The organism is Mycobacterium sp. SMC-17, from assembly GCF_045310915.1.
Taxonomy (GTDB): Bacteria; Actinomycetota; Actinomycetes; order Mycobacteriales; family Mycobacteriaceae; genus Mycobacterium.
Map to the genome: position 1 here is coordinate 13,177 of NZ_JBJIAK010000038.1, position 17,953 is coordinate 31,129.

12 protein-coding genes and 1 pseudogene are annotated in these 17,953 nt (G+C 64.9%); 2 read left to right on the forward strand and 11 right to left on the reverse strand.

The genetic code is table 11. From position 1 onward, the window contains the following. The 8 genes and pseudogenes from ACJH7A_RS21480 to ACJH7A_RS21515 form a co-directional block, all read right to left on the reverse strand. Complete coding sequence (locus tag ACJH7A_RS21480; protein ID WP_406802664.1) at positions 1-1,086, reverse strand: hypothetical protein; 1,086 nt, start codon at positions 1,084-1,086, stop codon at positions 1-3. After that, positions 1,086-3,932, reverse strand: coding sequence for a hypothetical protein (locus ACJH7A_RS21485; RefSeq protein ID WP_406802665.1), 2,847 nt, complete (start codon positions 3,930-3,932; stop codon positions 1,086-1,088). The genes ACJH7A_RS21480 and ACJH7A_RS21485 overlap by 1 nt, the downstream gene beginning before the upstream one ends. A gap of 821 nt (positions 3,933-4,753) precedes the next feature. Continuing rightward, a complete protein-coding gene (locus tag ACJH7A_RS21490; protein ID WP_406802666.1) occupies positions 4,754-5,272 on the reverse strand; it encodes a hypothetical protein in 519 nt (172 codons plus the stop codon). Continuing rightward, on the reverse strand, positions 5,269-7,500 hold the full coding sequence (locus ACJH7A_RS21495) for a hypothetical protein (RefSeq protein ID WP_406802667.1): 2,232 nt from the start codon (positions 7,498-7,500) through the stop codon (positions 5,269-5,271). The genes ACJH7A_RS21490 and ACJH7A_RS21495 overlap by 4 nt, the downstream gene beginning before the upstream one ends. Continuing rightward, the gene (locus ACJH7A_RS21500) at positions 7,497-9,188 is read right to left on the reverse strand and encodes a hypothetical protein (RefSeq protein WP_406802668.1); all 1,692 of its coding nucleotides are present in this window, start codon (positions 9,186-9,188) and stop codon (positions 7,497-7,499) included. Before ACJH7A_RS21500 ends, ACJH7A_RS21495 begins: the two co-directional genes overlap by 4 nt. Next, positions 9,185-10,561 (reverse strand): hypothetical protein, encoded by a 1,377-nt coding sequence (locus ACJH7A_RS21505; RefSeq protein ID WP_406802669.1) that lies wholly within the window; start codon positions 10,559-10,561, stop codon positions 9,185-9,187. The genes ACJH7A_RS21500 and ACJH7A_RS21505 overlap by 4 nt, the downstream gene beginning before the upstream one ends. A 250-nt stretch (positions 10,562-10,811) precedes the next feature. Further along, positions 10,812-11,777, reverse strand: a pseudogene (gene ligD, locus ACJH7A_RS21510) (non-homologous end-joining DNA ligase); the annotation flags it as partial. Continuing rightward, positions 11,777-12,829, reverse strand: coding sequence for an ATP-dependent DNA ligase (locus ACJH7A_RS21515; RefSeq protein ID WP_212814531.1), 1,053 nt, complete (start codon positions 12,827-12,829; stop codon positions 11,777-11,779). The gene ACJH7A_RS21515 and the pseudogene ligD, both read right to left, overlap by 1 nt. A gap of 58 nt (positions 12,830-12,887) precedes the next feature. On the opposite strand from ACJH7A_RS21515, the gene gluQRS reads away from it, so the two are divergent. Then, complete coding sequence (gene gluQRS / locus ACJH7A_RS21520) at positions 12,888-13,775, forward strand: tRNA glutamyl-Q(34) synthetase GluQRS (RefSeq protein WP_346415868.1); 888 nt, start codon at positions 12,888-12,890, stop codon at positions 13,773-13,775. Positions 13,776-13,831: 56 nt separating this feature from the next. Here gluQRS and ACJH7A_RS21525 read toward each other — a convergent pair whose 3' ends face one another. Genes ACJH7A_RS21525 through tgt form a run of 3 tightly spaced genes read right to left on the reverse strand, consistent with a single transcriptional unit; the run spans position 13,832 to position 17,193 of the window. Next, on the reverse strand, positions 13,832-14,671 hold the full coding sequence (locus tag ACJH7A_RS21525) for an SDR family NAD(P)-dependent oxidoreductase (RefSeq protein WP_346415869.1): 840 nt from the start codon (positions 14,669-14,671) through the stop codon (positions 13,832-13,834). A gap of 23 nt (positions 14,672-14,694) precedes the next feature. Beyond that, entirely contained in the window at positions 14,695-15,924 is a 1,230-nt protein-coding gene (locus tag ACJH7A_RS21530; protein ID WP_406802670.1) for a cytochrome P450, read from the reverse strand. Positions 15,925-15,966: 42 nt separating this feature from the next. Then, the gene (gene tgt, locus ACJH7A_RS21535; protein WP_346415871.1) at positions 15,967-17,193 is read right to left on the reverse strand and encodes a tRNA guanosine(34) transglycosylase Tgt; all 1,227 of its coding nucleotides are present in this window, start codon (positions 17,191-17,193) and stop codon (positions 15,967-15,969) included. A 180-nt stretch (positions 17,194-17,373) separates the two neighbouring features. On the opposite strand from tgt, the gene ACJH7A_RS21540 reads away from it, so the two are divergent. Next, complete coding sequence (locus tag ACJH7A_RS21540; protein ID WP_212807411.1) at positions 17,374-17,865, forward strand: lipoprotein LpqH; 492 nt, start codon at positions 17,374-17,376, stop codon at positions 17,863-17,865. Positions 17,866-17,953 lie beyond the last annotated feature (88 nt).

The following is a 17,953-nucleotide window of genomic DNA, read 5'->3' on the forward strand; positions in this document are numbered from 1 at the left end:
CTAGAGTTCTCCGTCCGTCGGCTGCACCCAGAGCATGTCGCTAAGGTACTTTTGCAGGTCATGGCTCGCCGCTGGTGACGCGCGGAACGAGACCAGCGCACCGGCCGAACGGTCGACAACGTATGCGGCCAATTGGATCCGACGCTCCGCCCAACCAGGCAGCGGTGAGAAGAAATCTAATATGACGTCGCTGCCCGTGTCGCCGATGTGGCGGGTTCTTACCCGTTGCGGGTGCCCTAACTCCGCATCGATCGCCGCCTGCAACCGCCAGGCCTCGTCGCGACCCGCGGCCCCAGGGTCGTCGATCGGAAAGTCGACGATACGCTGCGGCACACCGTCAGAGACCCTAAGAACACACCAGACGTCGGCGCCATACGCCTGCGGACGCCGCGCGACGAAGATGCCAGCGTCGGCGGGAACCAGGGGACGCCACCTGCCCCGGTAGTACGTCACCGACGCTTGCGGATCGATCACGCTGTACTGGGGGGCGAACGCACCGGCGGACAATCCACCGTCCAACCGTGTGTTCGTCGCGGCCAATAACTCCGAGGCCGCGACTGCCGCGGGTTGCCCTACCCAACGCTGCGGGCTGACGCTCTGCAAACCAAAGCCGCGCAGCACGTTCCGCGCGTCGATGTCGTCGACGGCGATCATGCGGGTGTGGCCGTAGTACTCGACCCAGCCCCGGTCGGCCTCGATCAGCGGCTCACCGTAAGGCCGCACGCCCGCGATCAAGTACAGTCCCGGCTCCTTCTGCACGTACGTAGGCGGACCTAGGTAGAGCAACCGAGTTGCCCGCGCCGCGTCAGGGCGTAGTTCAACCAGGTCGCCGCCCGCTACGATGAGATCTAGGACGGTCATGACGTCGGGGCGCTTAAGTACATCCTCAGGAGCCAGTGGCCGGATCACCTCCAGTACCGCATCGACGATCCGCCGAGGTGGGCAAGGGCAGAGGAACGACGCGGCGCGACGCAGGGACGCCGCGATAGCCTCGGTGGAAGTGATCGCGAATCCAGCATCGGCGAGTCCCAAGGTGCTTAGCGCGAGCGCTTCGCATTCATCAGCGCTCATCACCACCACGGTCATCAGTGTGCCCCCCGTCGTGTCGGCTCGTCCTCGCTGAAAGCCCTCGCTCCGAGCACGGCGAATCGCGCCGCGCGTAGCAGCACAGGCGCGCGTACGACCGCCGATACGATCTTGGAGCTCTGGTCGGCGTCCCAGTCGCACAGCGCCGATAGGTCGTCTGCCAGGTGCATCAGGTACAGCGACGAATCAGCGACATCGTCCAGGCCGGTGCGACGCAGCGTCGAGGCGATCACGTCGGCGAACCCCGATCGCAGTTCCGCCGGATCAGACCAACGCCACAGGCGTCGCGAGATCTCACTGGCAAGCGCTTTCTGGCGTTGGTCAATGCCAACAGCCGCCTGCAGATCATCGATGTGGTCCAGAGGTCGCTGCGCCGCATTCAGCCGACGCTCGGCCGACCGCCAGTACGAACCGCCGAACTCCGAGGCGATCTCCCGCACGATCGCGTCCAAGACATGCGCTCTGCGGTTGTGGGCGAACGGGTCTGCGGGCAGGTCCGCCTCGCTCCACATTCGGTGGCACAACGACAAGCGGTGGATCTCCTGCGAGGTCTTGGCGCGGATCTCGACCTTGGGCCGCAGCCGGCCAGCGCGCATCACTGCGTTGGGTTGGGTGGGCAGCAGAACTGACTCCACCACCTCGCCCGCCACTGCGCGCAGTAGCCCGCCCAGTGGCGGGATCTCGATCGGCGCACCGCCATCTTGTGGCGTCGGCGTCAGCGGGTCTTCGAATGAGTAAAGCTCGACCCGCGTTGCGGCACCATCGGTTCGGTCGATCAGGCGCGCGATCCGGCCATGACCGTGGTGGCGGCTGATCTTCCATCGCAACGGGCGGAAGCCTCTGTCGGCGTGGATGGTTGCGAATCCGACCCCCGACCGGGCCACGGCGATCTCGACGGATTCGGCTTCGTCATAGGCGTCACGGAAGCTGTTGTGCTCGCGAATCGAGCGCGCGATGCTCAGCCACCGGTTCTCGTCGACGGGAAGCTGCACGGAGCGCTGGATGTGGACCAACTGCCCCCCGGTGTCCGAGCGCAGCGTCACGCGCAGGTCAGCGGCCAGGCCCGCCGGCCCTAGGACCGAGAGCGTAGCGCGTCCGTCCCACAGATCGGCCATCGACGGCCTGGCTGGCGAGGCTAGCACGCGCAGACCTTCGGCCTCGGTCGCGCTCTCGGAACGGACCAAGGGGTCGCGAACGGTGATGAATAAGTCTTCGGATGCGCTGAGGACGTTGTGGCCGGCGAACAACCGGACCCGTAACGCGTGCGCGCCAACTTCCAGATTCCCTAACCCGACGAGCACCCGACTCTTCCCCGCGGGCCACTCCATGAGGTATGTGACGCCGTCGAGGGTGAGTTCACACTGCGACGGATCGGAATTCGCAGTGATCGCTATGGCAGCGTGTTCGCCGGCCGACCACTCCATCAGGCCTCCACCGTCCCACGCACTTGGAACCACGCCAACGGGGCTGACGATGATGTCAGTGACGACATGTAGTCCGATAGCAATTAGCGCGGCGCGGTCCTCGTCGCCGATCTGATCGGGGACCTGCAGGCGCTGTGCGCGCATGCCGTCGACGTCGAGCGACGTCGGGCTCGACCATTCGAGACCCGGTGCGGGCTCAGACCCGGGCTGCACCAGAATGTAGGTCCGGCCGGGCCGCAGGACACGGGTCCGGACCTGCTGAGCAAGGCCGTTCACGCGTTCGATGAACAGCCAGATCGGTCCTCCGCGGACGACGCACAGGTCCGCCAGGACCCGGTTGATGTGATCGGGGGCTCCCAGCACCTGTAGGAAGGGCGCGTCCGGTCGCGGCCATCTCAGCAGGCGAACGGACTGACCGGCGAACAGCAAGCGCCCCCTTGCCAGCGGCGGCCCATCTAGCCCTTCGACGGTTGTGCGGCGCGATCGCAGGTGCTCGAAGGTCTCGGGCAGGCGTCGGCTGATGACGGTCAGGTCCGGGAGGACGGCGTGCAATCGCCACGCTCCGTCGCGGCGACGCAGTTCCAGCCCGACGTCGGTGGGACAGGGCGCAGCCACGCGGGCGGATTCCACGTCGCGGGGATTCGTCGAGCGCGCCGAGGATCGAAACCCTCTCGCCCGCACACCGCTCGCCGCTCCTCGCGCTGAATCCAACCAGCGGCGTGTCACCGACTCGCGCGACATACTTTCAGCGAGGCGTTGCTGTGTCGGTGTCGACAGATACGGCGACTCAGCGGTCTCGCCCAGCAAGGCTATTGCGACCGACCCCAGCAGAGCGGTGTTCTCGCAGAAAATTCGGAACCGCTCGGTGTAAGAGGCGGTTCTGGCCGCCAGGCGAGCCCCGAGTGCCTCCGGGTCCCTGAGCAGGTCGCTCGTGAGCGCCGCTCTGAACTCGAACAGCAGCTGAGCCAGGTTGCGCTGCAGATACACTGGAAGGACTGCGTGGGTGATCGGCCAGGCAATGATCGGGAAATGCTCGGCAAACGCACCGCGGGGACGCACGCCGTTGAACTGGTCGGCGAACTTGATGAACTGCGAACGAATCCAGCTGTTGTTACCAACCTCTGTCCAGCGCGGTGTCTCATCGGCGAACGTGACCCAGTACTCGCCGCCCTCGTAGCCGTACCCCGACTCCGCAGCGTAGACGGCGAACGGTAGCCACCACTTTTTGTAGCTAGTGCCGAATCCCGCCGCGACCGCCGCCCGAACGGCGTCTTTGAGAGAACCGAGGTCCTCATCGTCCAGTCCGTGCTCCAAAGCAAACACCGGCGCGCCGGGGGCGTGTGTGTTCCGGGCCCCTGCGAGTTGGCCGAAATGCGACTCGAGCCGGCCGTGCAGGCGTTCCAGAGTGCCCTCGATCGTCACCCTGCCTACCTGTTCCATTGAATGGCCCCTCCCCCGGCCTGCCACGTTGCCATCGGCGCCCAAGTAGTGTGGCGCACCGCACCGACATTTCGCGGCACCTTCGGTATTGCGCCGACCCAGACCCATTGCAAATAGGCTGGCCATCGGTTGCAGCGACGTCTTGGACACCCTCGTCGGTCGATGACGGACCGGATTCAAGTGAGCGGCTGAGCTTAGGAAGGAGATTCGCCTCGTGTTTCGCTAGCCTCGCGCGCCAGGCGTCGCAGGTGCCTATGCAACGCGGGGTCACCGACCAGCGTGCCGGTCGCAGATCCGTGACTTCCCTGACGGGTCGACCCCTGTGAGGTGATGTGGTAGCCACGGCAAGCACCGCACCAATAGACGCGCCCCGATTCGATCGTCTCGACCGAGCGCAGGTTCGCCAGCGCCTCTGCGGCTTCGCGCTTCTTCCCGTAGACCTGCTTACCGGGGCTCCGGCAAGGCACGGCGGCGTCATGCCCTACTCGCAAACGCTTTCCGCGGGCGTCGACGTGATACCAACTTCCCTCGCGGGATCGCAAGATGAGAGCACCGCAAGTACGGCAAGCGACGTCTTTGGTAGGCATACGCAAGCCCCCCCGGCGCGGTGCGCGGTTCTATCGGCCAAGCAACGGCTAAGTCTATACGTGCGCGGGCGGCCCACCTCATGAAGCATCAGCAAATCTAATTCGAGTCATGTCGGCATCGGGCACTGCGGCGCCTGGCGCTTCGTGCCTTGCCAATTATTAAACCTCGGATCCGGTATCGAACGAGTGCAGCGCATGCACGGCATTGCCGGACCATCAAGATGAGCCGGACTCATTCAGCGGGAATGCACCAGCACTTCTCTTGCTAAGTCTGTCCAGCTTTCCCTGCAGCCTTGCGCGGTCGCGAATGCTCACCTGAAGTTGCTCTGATAGAGCCTGGACGACGGCTTCCAGATCTTTCCGCTTGTCGCGTGCTTCTGCGTACTTACGCTCAGCGTCGAGCGCCCGCTCCAGCATTCTCTGGAGCTTCTTGTTCAATTCAATCTGTTGCGGAGTGACCACGTCGTCCTGCTTGGCGACGGCCCTGTCCATCCAGTCGGCAAGATCGCTCAGTGCACCGCGCACGAGCCGGGTGCGTCCGACTCCGGACTCGTTGGCCAGCGCCGCGACACTTCGCTTACCTTGATTTATCGGTTTTGGCGCGGGCTCCCCTGTGAGCAGACTCCGCATCGCAACTAAGACGGCCTTACGCGTGGGATTGCGTTCACCGTTGATTTCGTCGTCCGTCGGAGGCCAATCACGTTGCGCCACAGGTATGACAGCGCCGGAGGTCATGCCACGTCTCCATCTGTAGGCACGTTCGACGGTCTTGAGCTCTGAGGTTGGTCCTTCTCCAAAACGCGGGCCGCTTTGGCTTCCTCCGCAGACATGATCTTCAGCAACGGCAATGCTGTGTTCTCGTGTTTAGAAATGTGCTCTTCGAGGTGCGTGATCCGCCTGGTGATCCGCGCCGCCAAGATCGGGTTCACGTTCTGCAACCGATCTCGGAGTTGGGCAGCCTCCTTCTTGTCCTGCGCAACCGTGGTATCGGTGTAGACCCTGCTGCCACAATAGGTTCTGCAGTCATTGCGGTTAGGCTCGCCGTCGTTCTCGCGAGAGCACGCCATGGTCTCAGGCCTCAACGGGTCGGCAAGACAGAGGCACGCGTGGCCGGGATTCTCTCGCACAGCCATGTCTGGATCACTACGCAGCCGGCGTTCTTCCTTTTTCGTCAGATCCGCATACGTGCCCGGGAATTTGCCAGCGACAAATCGATTTAGCGCCTGGCCGAGCCGCTTGGCCGCAGGGCCAGACGCTTTCAGTCCGTTCTTGGCCGCGTTCGCGTGGTTCTGGAGAGCGTTGTACATGGCCTCGGTGCGCTCGTGATCCATTGTGGCCGCCATACCGGACGTGATGGTGGAGCCGTAGCCATCAGTAGTAGTCGACTGCATGTGCCCAAACTGGACACCCGCCGCAGCGAGGCCATCAGGCTGATTAACGATATGCCACGCAACGCTGCGACGAAAGCGGTCGAGCGTGACGCTTCCGGCCGGGTCCGGGTTGATGTTATGGATGCGATCGATGCCGAGTGCGGTGCGCAACCCATTGGCGCACTCGATGAGTTCGTCAACCCACCGAGTCATCGTTGCGCTCGTCAATCCTGGCTGACGACGTGACTCCGGGTGAGCCAGCAACCCGCTCGAGCCGGTCACATCGGCGAGGCGTTCCAGTGCCGTGATAGCGTCGGCGCCGGGTTTGATGGTCGCCCACACCCACTGCTTGCCGCCGCGGTCCTGCTGGTCGTCGCCGTCGCGGACTGCCTTGAAGATGCGACCGTCGATCCGGTATGAGTGGGCTCCGTCCGGACGTGGAACCGTACGTAGTGCACCGCGCTGCAGGTTCGTGCACTCCTCGCCACGCATCCCCGAACACGTGCAAATCAGAATCGCCGCCGCCGCTTGGAGAACGCGTTGTAGTTTTCCGATATCTCGGTAATCGATCAGCGGAAGCCAGGGCCGCCCCTCGATGAAGCACGTGACGGGTACCGGAATCGGCTGCGGCACAAACCGATCGACTGAAAATGTGCCACCGCGTTGCCTACGCCAGCTGCTGAAATCGCGAATGTTAATCTCGGCCTCATGCACCGCAATGAGGTACTGCGCAGCGACATAACCGTCGATCTCGCCTTGGGGCAGGACCCCGCCACGCAAAGCCACGATCTGCTCGACTGCGTCGAAACCCGCGCGTGAACTCTCGCGAACTTGCGGGCGGCTCAATGCTGCGTTCAGCCACGTCACGGCGGCGACGATGTCCGGGGCGCAGCTGAGAATCTGCTGGGACCACCACAGCAGCGGCGCGAATGTATCCGGGTGGATGATCTCCTTGCTATTGTCGGCTGCACGCGCACGACGGCCAGCTCCAAGGTTTGCGGCAGACCACGACGGCTCAACCATGCGATCGGCTTCTGGTAAGTCGTCGGCCAGGTGGGCAATTACTGCTATGTACCCGAGGGCCTGAGCCTTTCGCGCATGACTGGACCGACTTTCGTCAGCAATGACGCCCGACGCATACTCGTCGAGCAGGTCGACACTCACATCGCGAAGTTGGGTGATTTTGTGTCGGCCAAGAAAATCGGCGAGATGACGCATCGCTACGAACCGCGCGTGCACAGATGAGGCCGCCGGCCATGTCCGGCCATTGTTGCCTGCGAGGTAGGCAACTGGCGCGGGCCTGTTGATGATCAGCCATATGACGCGCTTGAACGTATCAATCAGTTGGGGCGGGATCCGATACTGCTGCTCTTTCGGCCCAGGTATCCAGTGCAGGTTCTGGACGGTACCGCGTGTGACCTCCATAGGGCGGAGAGACCATCTGTCGTCGGTGAATATGCTTCCTGGAAGGTCGGGGCGCTTAAGCCGCAACGGATGCACGACGACCGGTCCGGCCTCGACGGCCGCCCAATCGACGGCGCCGGTGTGGTTGCCAGAAGCAAGGTCATCCGCGCCTACTACAGATCGGGTCATGTGTACTTTCCGTTGAGGAGAAGATGGATTTCGGTTCGGTCCTCGTCGGTGATGTCACGTTCGGCGGCAGCATATTCGCCGTCGGTGATGAGCGTCCGGTCATCAATGAGGGCGACGAGGCACCCGTAGGCCATGGCCCGGAAATCCGTCCAGTCGGGTCCGTCGGTGGAGGCGATGGCCTCCAACTGGTGGCGCAGTTCGATGAGCCGGGGAAGGTGGCGGGGGGTTGCGAAGGCGTTGGCGCATTGCAGGCATAGCAGGAAGTCGTCGCCGCAGGGTTGCCCGGTGAGGGGGTGGTGCTCCCAGTCGACGCACCCGCCGATCGTTGTATCGGTGTTGGTCATCGCGAGGGCGCGCTCGTAGCGCATCTTCAGGTGGTTCTCAGCGTTCTTGATCACCGCCCACAGCCCGGTCTCCACCGCTTCGGTCATGAGCCGCTCGCGTTCGACTTCCGATGCTTCGATGTAGGTGGTGGACCAGGTTGCGCGCGAATGTCCCTGCGGTGTCCGGTCGATCAGCACGCGGACGGTCTTGCGGATGCGGGTGAACGAGATCGGCTCGTCCTGGTTCGGCCACCACGTGAGCCTGCTCAGCTTGAGGTGACTAGGGGTCAGGCCGACCGACGGAGAAGACTCCAAAGCCTTCATGGCAGGCCAGTAGACGATGAGGCGGTCAGCACCAGGCAGATTGTTCGCCGCCAAGTAGTCCCGTCCCGGCTGGGTCATCTCGATGATCTTTGACATTGCACGGCGGGCATTCTTCGGTATTGCGTGGGCGTCGTATGGGTGGTCATGTCGCCGGCGCTTTTCGTCTTCGACGCCCCAAATCTCCTCTCTGACACCGAGGCCCGGGGCGGCCGAGGGGACCTTCCGCTCGTTGATTGGGGTGAAGTTCGCCCCCTCCAGGCAGGCGATGAGCACGGCGATGGCGACGGCGCCTTCCTGGCTGACGAACAGCATCGGTCGTGCCTTGTTGACCCCGGAGTATCGGTGGTCGGAGAGGGTGATTCCCAACGCGTCGCGGGTAGCGTCCGATAGCGGGGCGCCAGTAGTGGCGACTTCACGTAGAGCGTCGGCACGAGCCTTATGCTCGGGCGAGAGCTTAGTATCGTTGCGCCGCCGCAGCATCAGCTGGTTGGGGTGAATGCGTTGAAACTCAGCGTTGACGGCGGCGGCCGCCGCCTTGAGGATTGCGTCGTAGAGATCCTGTGAATAAGGCTGACTTTCGTCAGCGTCCCGCTTCGGCAGCCGTCGGTTCAAATGCCTGGAGAGGTCGGGGTGGAGCCGATGCGGATATCGGCGTATCAGCTGTCTCACCGCGACCAGCTGCCTGTGCTGGGTGTTGGACTTGGTTCCCTTCGTCGCCAAGTGCAGCAGGTAGCTGTTCCACCGATCCGGGGTCAACTGTTGGAGCTCGCGTACCTCGTGTTCACCGCACCACCGTGCGAAATACTTGATCCGGTCACGGTTTTGCCGTGCCGACTGGGCACTCTTCCACGTTCCGTTCACTCCTGTCAGGGCCTCGATGGCATCGGCGAGTTGCACCCTGAGCTTCGTGTCGCAGGGCCACTCCCGAAGGTCGATTACGGTAGGTGCGTAAGAGCCGGGCAGAGTGGCGACCACGACCTCCGGATCGTCGCGACGCGCGACAACGCCGTCGGCGGACTCTCGGCGCTTGGGCGCTGTCACGATTTGGACCCGGTCAAGTCGCGAACTTCGACGAGGTCCTGCGCCAGGGCCGATACCAGATCGCCGGTGGTGGTCATCCGTTCGTTTGGGGTACCAAACAGTCGGTCGAAGCGCAGTCGTTGCACCCTAGGCATGTAGATGTTTCGTGTCGTCTCGACCGACTTGTGGCCCAGGACGTCTTTCACGGTGCGGAATACCTCGTCGTAGCGTGACCCGTCCCCGTAGGAGACGCTCTCGTCCCATCCGTGCGAATAATCGAGCCGCTGATGCAGTTGCACCGTGAGCGCCAGCGCAAAGCTGAATCGGAGGGAATGCGGTGTGACTGTCAGCTCGTCACTGGCTGCCGCGCCGGTGTCTTCCAGTGCTGACCAGAGCCTTTCGTTCGCGGCATCGAAGATCCCGATCCAAGAGTCGTGATGGAACGGGGTTCCAGACTCGCTAAGCCACAACGCCATTGGTTCCGGGTGACCTTCGCGAAGCCAGAATAAGCGTCTCCGGACCTCTGGCTTCATCGTGTTTAATGACATGACGGCACCGTCATCGCGGATGGCGTCCAGGGTTCCCTTGCGCGAGCGGCGGACCTCCGTCACCCAGATGATGCCCCCGATCTCGTCATAACGGCTCTCACGTATCGCCCGGCGAACGGCGGCTGCCCGCGCAACCGCCACATAGCTGCGAACCGTCCGCATCACAGTCGGCGGCGCGTACCACATCCGGGCCTTGCCGTACTTGGCGATCGCTGCCGGCAGCTTCGCCTCGATCACCTCCGCCGGCGGCAGTTCCGCCACCAGTAGTGAACCGGCTTCCTGAACGCGTAAACCGGTTGAGTAGATGAAGTCGGTGAATGCTGTGTTGCGCAACGAATTGCGGGCACGGCACGATTCATCGTCGCCTGCGGCTTGCCACTGGCTTACACCGACTCGTTGAACGCCGCGGCCACGTAGGCCAACATCGCGCCATAGACGGTAGGTCCCGGGGACGATCCACCGATCCCGTTCGGTACGCACGAACGCCGCGTTCGCCCTTACGCCTGGCAACTTCGTCGCGCCGCGCCCGCCGGGCACCGGGCTCGCATCGATCACAGGTCCATGAGGTGTAATAGGAATCTTGCGGCTCAACGCCCAGTCGTACAAGCCCCTGAGCGCGAAGACGGCCTTGTTCCACGTTGCTCCCGTCACCGCATTGGCGGAATTAAGTTGGTCGGTTCTGCGCATCTTGTAGTCGACGAACTCTTCTTCCGTAGCTTCTAGCCAGGTCATCGGGTCAGTTTGTTGCCCGAGAAAACCACACCACATGGCGATCTCGCGCGCATAGGTCTTTCGGGATGACGGATCCAGCGAGGTGAACTCTGGGCACGAATTGAAATAGAGCACAAGCCATTCGTCGAGCTCACCGTTACCCGAGAGCAGAATCGGCGTGCCCTTTACAACCCCCGGCGGGTAAGCGTCAGGGGTTAACGGACCGCACGCGTCCAGGACGTCGGAGTACCCCGTCGGCCACGTTTCCCGGCGTTTCGTTATCAGAACTGTCCACGTCTTTGCTGGTGCGGCGGCGGAGAGCACTCCCACACCGTAAGCCGGGTCCGGACCTGTTCCCCCTCGACACGCCCGCACATAGCCACTTCCTAGAGAACTCCGACGGATACGGCAGATCCCCCAGCCCGCGGTCCTCGTCGGCCTGCACCATCTCGAGCAACGGTTCCAGGGAATGCGCCACGTCATCGATGCCGGCCCACGGATCGTCGCGCTCCGCAAGCAGTTTCGGCACGGTGGCCATGGTGTAGTCGTCGGGATCGGCGTCGGCGAGCTCGGCCCACGACAGCGGCGTCGACACCGTGGCGATGGGCGTCTTACGCACCGAGTACGCCGAGGCGAAGGTCCGGTCCCGCGCGTTCTGGTTGTAGTCGATGAACAGCCGCTCGCCGCGCTCTTCCTTCCACCACGACGTCGTCACCGCGTCGGGCGCGCGCCGCTCCACCTCGCGGGCCAAGGCGATGCCGGCCCGGCGGACGGCGATGAAGTCCCACTCCGGCTTGATCCGGACGAAGACATGGACGCCGCGGCCGCCCGACGTCTTCGGATACCCGGTCAGGCCGAGTTCATCGAGGATCGGTTTGAGCACACCGGTGGCGATCTCCCGGGCCTCGGTGAATCCGGTGCCGGGCTGCGGATCGAGGTCGATGCGCAGTTCGTCGGGGTGCTCGACGTCCGGACAGCGAACCTGCCACGGGTGCAGCGTGATGGTGCCCATCTGCGCGGCCCAGATGATGGCCGACGGGTGGGTCACCTTGAGCGCGTCGGCGGTGCGGCCCGACGGGAAGGTCACGGTGCAGGTCTTCAGATAATCCGGATGCTTTACCGGAACGCGCTTTTGGTAGATCTCCTCACCCTCGATGCCGTCGGGGAACCGTTGCAGGTGCGTGGGCCGGTCCCGCAGCAGCGTCACCATCCGCTCGGCGACGGCCAGGTAGTAGTCGACCATCGTGCGCTTGGTGCCCTTGCTCCCGAGCTGCGGGAAGTACACCTTGTCGGGGTTGGTGAGCCGGACGGCGACCCCGTCGACGTCGAGTTCTTCTGCGGCACTTGCCATCACGAGTTCTCCAGGACGTCGTACAGGTCGTAGTTCAGCGGCACGTCGAGCTGATCGAAGGTACAGCTCTGCGGGTCCCGGTCCGGACGCCAGCGCCGGAACTTCACGGTGTGCCGGAAGCGTCGACCCTGCACGCTGTTGCCCTCCATCTGGTCGTACGCCACTTCGCATACCCGCTCAGGACGGATCGGAATCCAGGTCTTGTCCGCGGCGGAATTCCAGCGGCTGGGTTCACCGTCCTGCGCGTCGCCGGTGCGCAGCGGTTCCAGTTCCGCCAGCAACGCGATGCGGTCCTTGACGGTGAAAGACGCTGCGCCACCGACCATGTGGAGATTGCCTTCGTCGGTGTAGAGCCCCAGGAGGATGGACCCGATGCCCTCACCACTCTTGTGGATGCGGTAACCGATCGCCACACAATCCGCGTCCCGGGCGTGCTTGACCTTCACCATCTCCCGCTTGCCCGGCAGGTAGGCGCCGTCGAGGCGTTTGGCGACCACGCCGTCGAGTCCCGCGCCCTCGAATGTGGTCAGCCAGTGTGCGCCGAGTTCGGGGTCCTCGGTGGTCCGCGTGACGTGGCACCACTGCTTCTCGCTCACCAGGTCCTGCAAGGCGGCGCGGCGCACGCGGAACGGTTCGGCCAGCAGGATGCGGTCGCCGTCGGCCAGCGCGTCGAAGCCGATGAAGTGCGCCGGCGTCTGTTCCGCGAGCATCTGCACCCGGCTGGCCGCGGGATGGATGCGCTGGCTGAGTGATTCCCAGTCGAGCCGGATGCGGCCGTTGATCTCCCGCGGCACCACCACCTCGCCGTCGAGCACACAGCGCGGCGCGATCTCGTCCCGCAGCGCCGCAAGCAACTCCGGGAAGTACCTTCCCAGCTCTTTTCCGTTGCGCGACTGGAGCACCACTTCGTCGCCGTCGCGGAACACCAGGGCGCGGAACCCGTCCCATTTCGGCTCGTAGGACCACAGCCCGGCCTCGTCCGGCACCTTCACGGCGGCCTTGGCCAGCATCGGGTCTATCGGTGGCTGCACGGGTAAGTCCACACTCTCCATACTCACGTAGACCGGCGCGGGTGGGCAATCTCATCGCGCGGCGCGTTAGATTGCGGTCGTGTCCCAATCCCCCGCCGGCCGGTTCGCGCCGAGCCCGTCTGCCGATCTGCACATCGGCAACGTGCGGACCGCGGTGCTGGCGTGGTTGTTCGCGCGGTCGACGGGCCGGCGGTTCCTCGTCCGAGTCGAGGATCTGGACGACCGCACCTTCCCCGATGTGGCGCAGCGGCAATTGGACGACCTGGCGGCCGTCGGACTGACGTGGGACGAGCCGCCCGAATACCAGGCCACCCATGAGGGCCGGTATCTCGCCGTCGTCGATGACCTCACCGCGCGCGGCCTGACGTTCGAATGTTTCTGCAGCAGAAAGGACATCCTGCAGGCGCCGCGCGCTCCGCATGCGCCCGAAGGCGCGTACCCGGGCACCTGCCGCAACCTCAGCGACGACGAGCGTGCCCAGCGCCGCGCGGCCGGACGACCGCCGGCCATCCGATTACGTTCGGACACACACGAATACACCGTCACCGACCTGCTGCACGGCACCTACACCGGCGTCGTCGACGACTTCGTGCTGCGCCGCGGCGACAACGTCCCGGCCTACAACCTGGCCGTCGTGGTGGACGACGCCGCCCAGGGCATCGACCAGGTGGTCCGCGGCGACGACCTGCTGCCGTCGTCGCCGCGACAGGCGTATCTGGCTGCGCTGCTGGGCTATTCGCAGCCCGTCTACGCGCACGTTCCGTTGGTTCTCAACGCCGAGGGCAAGCGGCTGGCCAAACGCGATGGCGCGGTGACGGTTTCGGAGATCGGCACGGAGGCGGCGTTGGCACAGATCGCGACGTCGCTGGGCTACACCGCAACGACGCTCGACGGCATGCTGGCGCAGTTCGACCCGGCCAGGCTGCCACGCGAGCCGTGGATCTTCACGGCTACCCGCCGAGAATGAGCTTGTGTGCCAGTATCGAAGCGGATGTGACACATGAGCTCAGTTTCGGCCCGGGCCTACACACGCCGCGGCACTCCGAAGACCTTGGCCAGCAAGAAACCGCGTACCGATGCCGGGATGTTCGTCATGAGCGCGGCCTGCAGCTTGGGCCCCAGCCCGACGATGTACCGCGGCCTGGGCCGCCGGGCGGTGAGCGCTTCCTCCACCACCGCAACGACTTTCGCCGGGTCGACGGCCATCTTCTGCGACAGCGGCACCGTCTTCTTGAAGCCGGCGATATGCCGGCTGTACAGCGCGTGATGCGCGGGCGAGACTCCCGACTCCAGTTCGGCGACCATGTCGTCGGCCTTGCGCCACATGTCCGTATCGGTCTGCGCGGGCTCCACGACCACGACCGGAACACCCCACGGCCGCATCTCGATGCGCAGCGCTTCGGCACCGGCTTCCAGTGCGAACTTGGACGCCGCGTAGGCACCCACCATCGGTGTCGACAGCTGGCCGTTGACGCTGGAGATGAACACCACGCGGCCTCGGGACTCCCGCAACTTGGGCAACACCGCCGCCGTCACGGCGAACTGACCGACCACGTTGACGTCCAACTGCTTCCGCCAGTCCGCGGGGGTGAGTGTCTCGACGGGACCGGCGACCACGATGCCGGCGTTGTTCACCACGGCGTCCAGCCGATCCGGCAACGCCGCCGACAGCGCCGCGACATCATCGTCGGAGGTGACATCGAGGATCACCGCCGAAATCCGTTGCGGGGCCAGCGCCACGACCGCGGCAGCATCGGCCTTGGTGCGGACTCCGGCGATGACATCCCACCCGGTGGCGGCGAGGTGCTGGGTGATGGCCAGCCCGATACCGCGGCCGGCACCGGTGACGAGAACTGAAGGCATGTTCGCGAGGGTAATGGCCGGGATCAGACCGTGACCGGCAGGGTGGCCAGGCCCCGCAGCGTCAGGTTGGGCTTGTAAACCGGTTCACCCGCCAACTGCGCGTCGGGGAATCGTGCCGCCAGCGCCGACAGCGCCACAGACGCCTCCAACCGGGCCAGCGGTGCGCCGAGACAGAAGTGCGGGCCCTTGCCGAAGGCCAGGTGCTTGATCACGCCGCGGTCCGGGTCGAATTCGCCGGGCCGGTCGTACATGCGCGGATCCCGTTGTGCGGCAGCCAGAAGCAGCATCATGATGTCGCCCTTGGGCACCGCCACGCCACCGATCTCGATGTCCTCGACGGCGACGCGGCTGGTCAGTTGCACCGGCGGATCGAACCGCAACGTCTCCTCGACGATCGTGGACGCCCGCGACGGATCGGCTGCCAGGGCCGCCCAGTGCCGCGGGTTGCGCAGCATCGCCAGCGCGGCGTTGGCGATGAGGTTCACCGTCGTCTCGTGCCCCGCGATCAGCAGCAGATTGCAGGTCGCCACGATCTCTTCGGAGGTCAGTTGGTCGCCGTCCTCCTCAGCGGCGATCAGCGCGGAGATCAGGTCCTCCCCCGGCGAACTGCGCCGCTCCTCGATGAGATCCCGCAGATACCCGCGCAGCCACAGCCCGGCCTCCATGAGGTCCGTGTTGTCCTCCGCCGGCTCGTCACCCGCTGCCACGAAGGGGTCCAGCCCACCTGCCAGCAGCGCCGACGCCCGGCTGAACAGCGGCTCGTCCGCCATCGGCACACCGAGCAGCCGGCAGATCACCGCCACCGGCAGCGGATAGGCCAGGTCGGCCACCACATCCATCGTGCCCGTCACGCCGTCGAGCAGCCCGTCGACCATGGTCACGATGTCGGCCTCGAGGGCCTTGATCACCTTGGGCGCGAACGCCTTCTGCGCCAACCCGCGCAGCCGGGTGTGATCCGGCGGATCGAGGAACAGGAAGCCCGGCTCACCGAACGGGCGGGCCGGCCGCTGCCCTGCGGCGATCTGCTTCTGCGTCACCGTCGACTTCAACCGGTCGTTGGCCGATGCCGGGTGCCGCAGCACCTCGTCGCACTCGGCGAAACCGGGAAACACGACCAGGTTCGCGTCGGGCAGCGCCAGCGGCCCGGCCTCGAGGAATCGTTCGTACAGCGGGTACGGGTCAGCCCGGTTGCCCGGATCCATCAACCCGAGAAGCAGCGTTTGCGGGTCGATCACTCCAGGTGCACCAGTCATACCGCCAATTGTGCACAGCCCGGGATCGTCGCAGGTGGCCAGCTATCGGGACCCGTAATAGCGCCCCAGCACGTGGTCCCGCAGCTCGTCGAACTCACCGGCGATGATCGCAGCGCGGATCTGGTCGACGAGCCGGATGATGAAGCGCTCGTTGTGGATGGTGCCCAGCGTGGACGCCAGAATCTCCTTGGCCTTGAACAGATGATGCAGATACGCCCGGGTGTAGTTGGCGCACGTGTAGCAATCGCATTCGGCGTCAATGGGATTGAAGTCGCGCTTGAACCGGGCGTTGGTGATGTTGAAGCGACCGGTCGCCGAGTACATCGCGGCGTTGCGGGCGACCCGCGACGGCGACACACAGTCGAAGGTGTCGGCGCCGGCTTCGATGGCGGCGAACAGATCATCGGGCTCACTGATGCCGAGCAGATGCCGTGGTTTGTCGGCGGGCAGTTCGTCGGTGACCCAGCCGACGATGGTCGCCAGGTTCTGTTTCTCGAGGGCGCCACCGATGCCGTAGCCGTCGAAGCCGTGCCCGTCCTCGTCGACGATGCCGACGAGCCCCTTGGTGGCCTGCCGGCGCAGGTCCTCGTACTGCGCGCCCTGCACCACCCCGAACAGCGCCTGCGCCGGCTTGCCCGTGCGTTCGATGCTGAGGCGGCGGTGTTCGGCCAGGCACCGCACCGCCCACCGGTGGGTCCGTTCCATCGAACGTTCTTGATAGGCACGGGTGTTCACCAGGGTCGTCAACTCGTCGAAGGCGAAGATGATGTCGGCGCCCAGCTGATGCTGAATGCCGATCGACACCTCGGGCGTGAACCGATGCTTGTCACCGTTGAGGTGCGAGCGGAACGTCACCCCGTCCTCGTCGACGTGGGCCAGCCGCTCTTTTCCCTCGGCGATGATGTCGTCGGCCTGCAACCGGGCCGTGTCCATGGCCAGTACCTTCTTGAAGCCCACCCCGAGCGACATCACCTGAAAGCCGCCGCTGTCGGTGAACGTCGGCCCGGGCCAGTTCATGAAAGCACCGAGCCCGCCCGCCTCGTCCACCACATCAGGCCCCGGCTGCAGGTACAGGTGGTAGGCATTGGACAGAAGCGCCTGCGCCCCAAGTGATTTCATGGTCTCCGGCAGAACGCCCTTGACCGTCGCCGCGGTACCGACGGCGATGAACGCCGGGGTCTGGATGTCACCGTGCGGCGTGTGGATCACCCCGGCCCGGCCACGCCGGTCCGGCAGCTGCGCGGTGACTTCGAAGAACTGCTGACTCACCGGTGTATTCAATCAATTCCCCGACCCGACACCCGAATGCCGGCTAACTACGCGGAAACAAACAGGTCAGGACGGTTACAGGGATTTTCTGTGAATTTGGTGAAAGGCCCGTTGGCGAACCCCATAATGCACTGGATGACCCGCCGTCCGGACGGTTCGCACTAATTAGGAGCACAAGTTATGAAGCGTGGTTTGGTTGTCGCGGTCGCTGGTGCCGCGGTTCTGGCCGCCGGCCTGACCGGCTGTTCCAAGGACGACAAGAAGTCGTCCGGCTCGTCGGCCACCGCGTCGGCCTCGGCGTCGTCGGCTGCGGGTAACTCCACCGCAGGCTCCGGCACTGCGAAGGTCAGCATCGACGGCAAGGCCCAGGACGTTCAGGGCCAGATCGGCTGCACCACGGCGGCCGGCAACGTGGTCATCGCCATCGGCAACGCCTCGGGCGGCCTGGGCGTCACCCTGACCGACGCCGACCCGCCCGTCGTCAAGACCGTCGGCCTGGGCGCGGTCAACGGCGTGACGCTGGGCTACACCGACGGTGTCCCCGGCGGCGAGGCCAAGGCCACCAAGGACGGCAAGACCTACAAGGTCAGCGGCACCGCCACCGGCGTCGACATGGCCAACCCGATGGAGCCCACCAAGAAGCCCTTCGAGATCGAGGTGACCTGCCCCTAGCAGGTACTCACGACAGACACGGGTGGTGTTCCGGATTGCCGGAACACCACCCGTTCTGCGTTGCAGGAGAAGTTGCAAATTCCCGCCT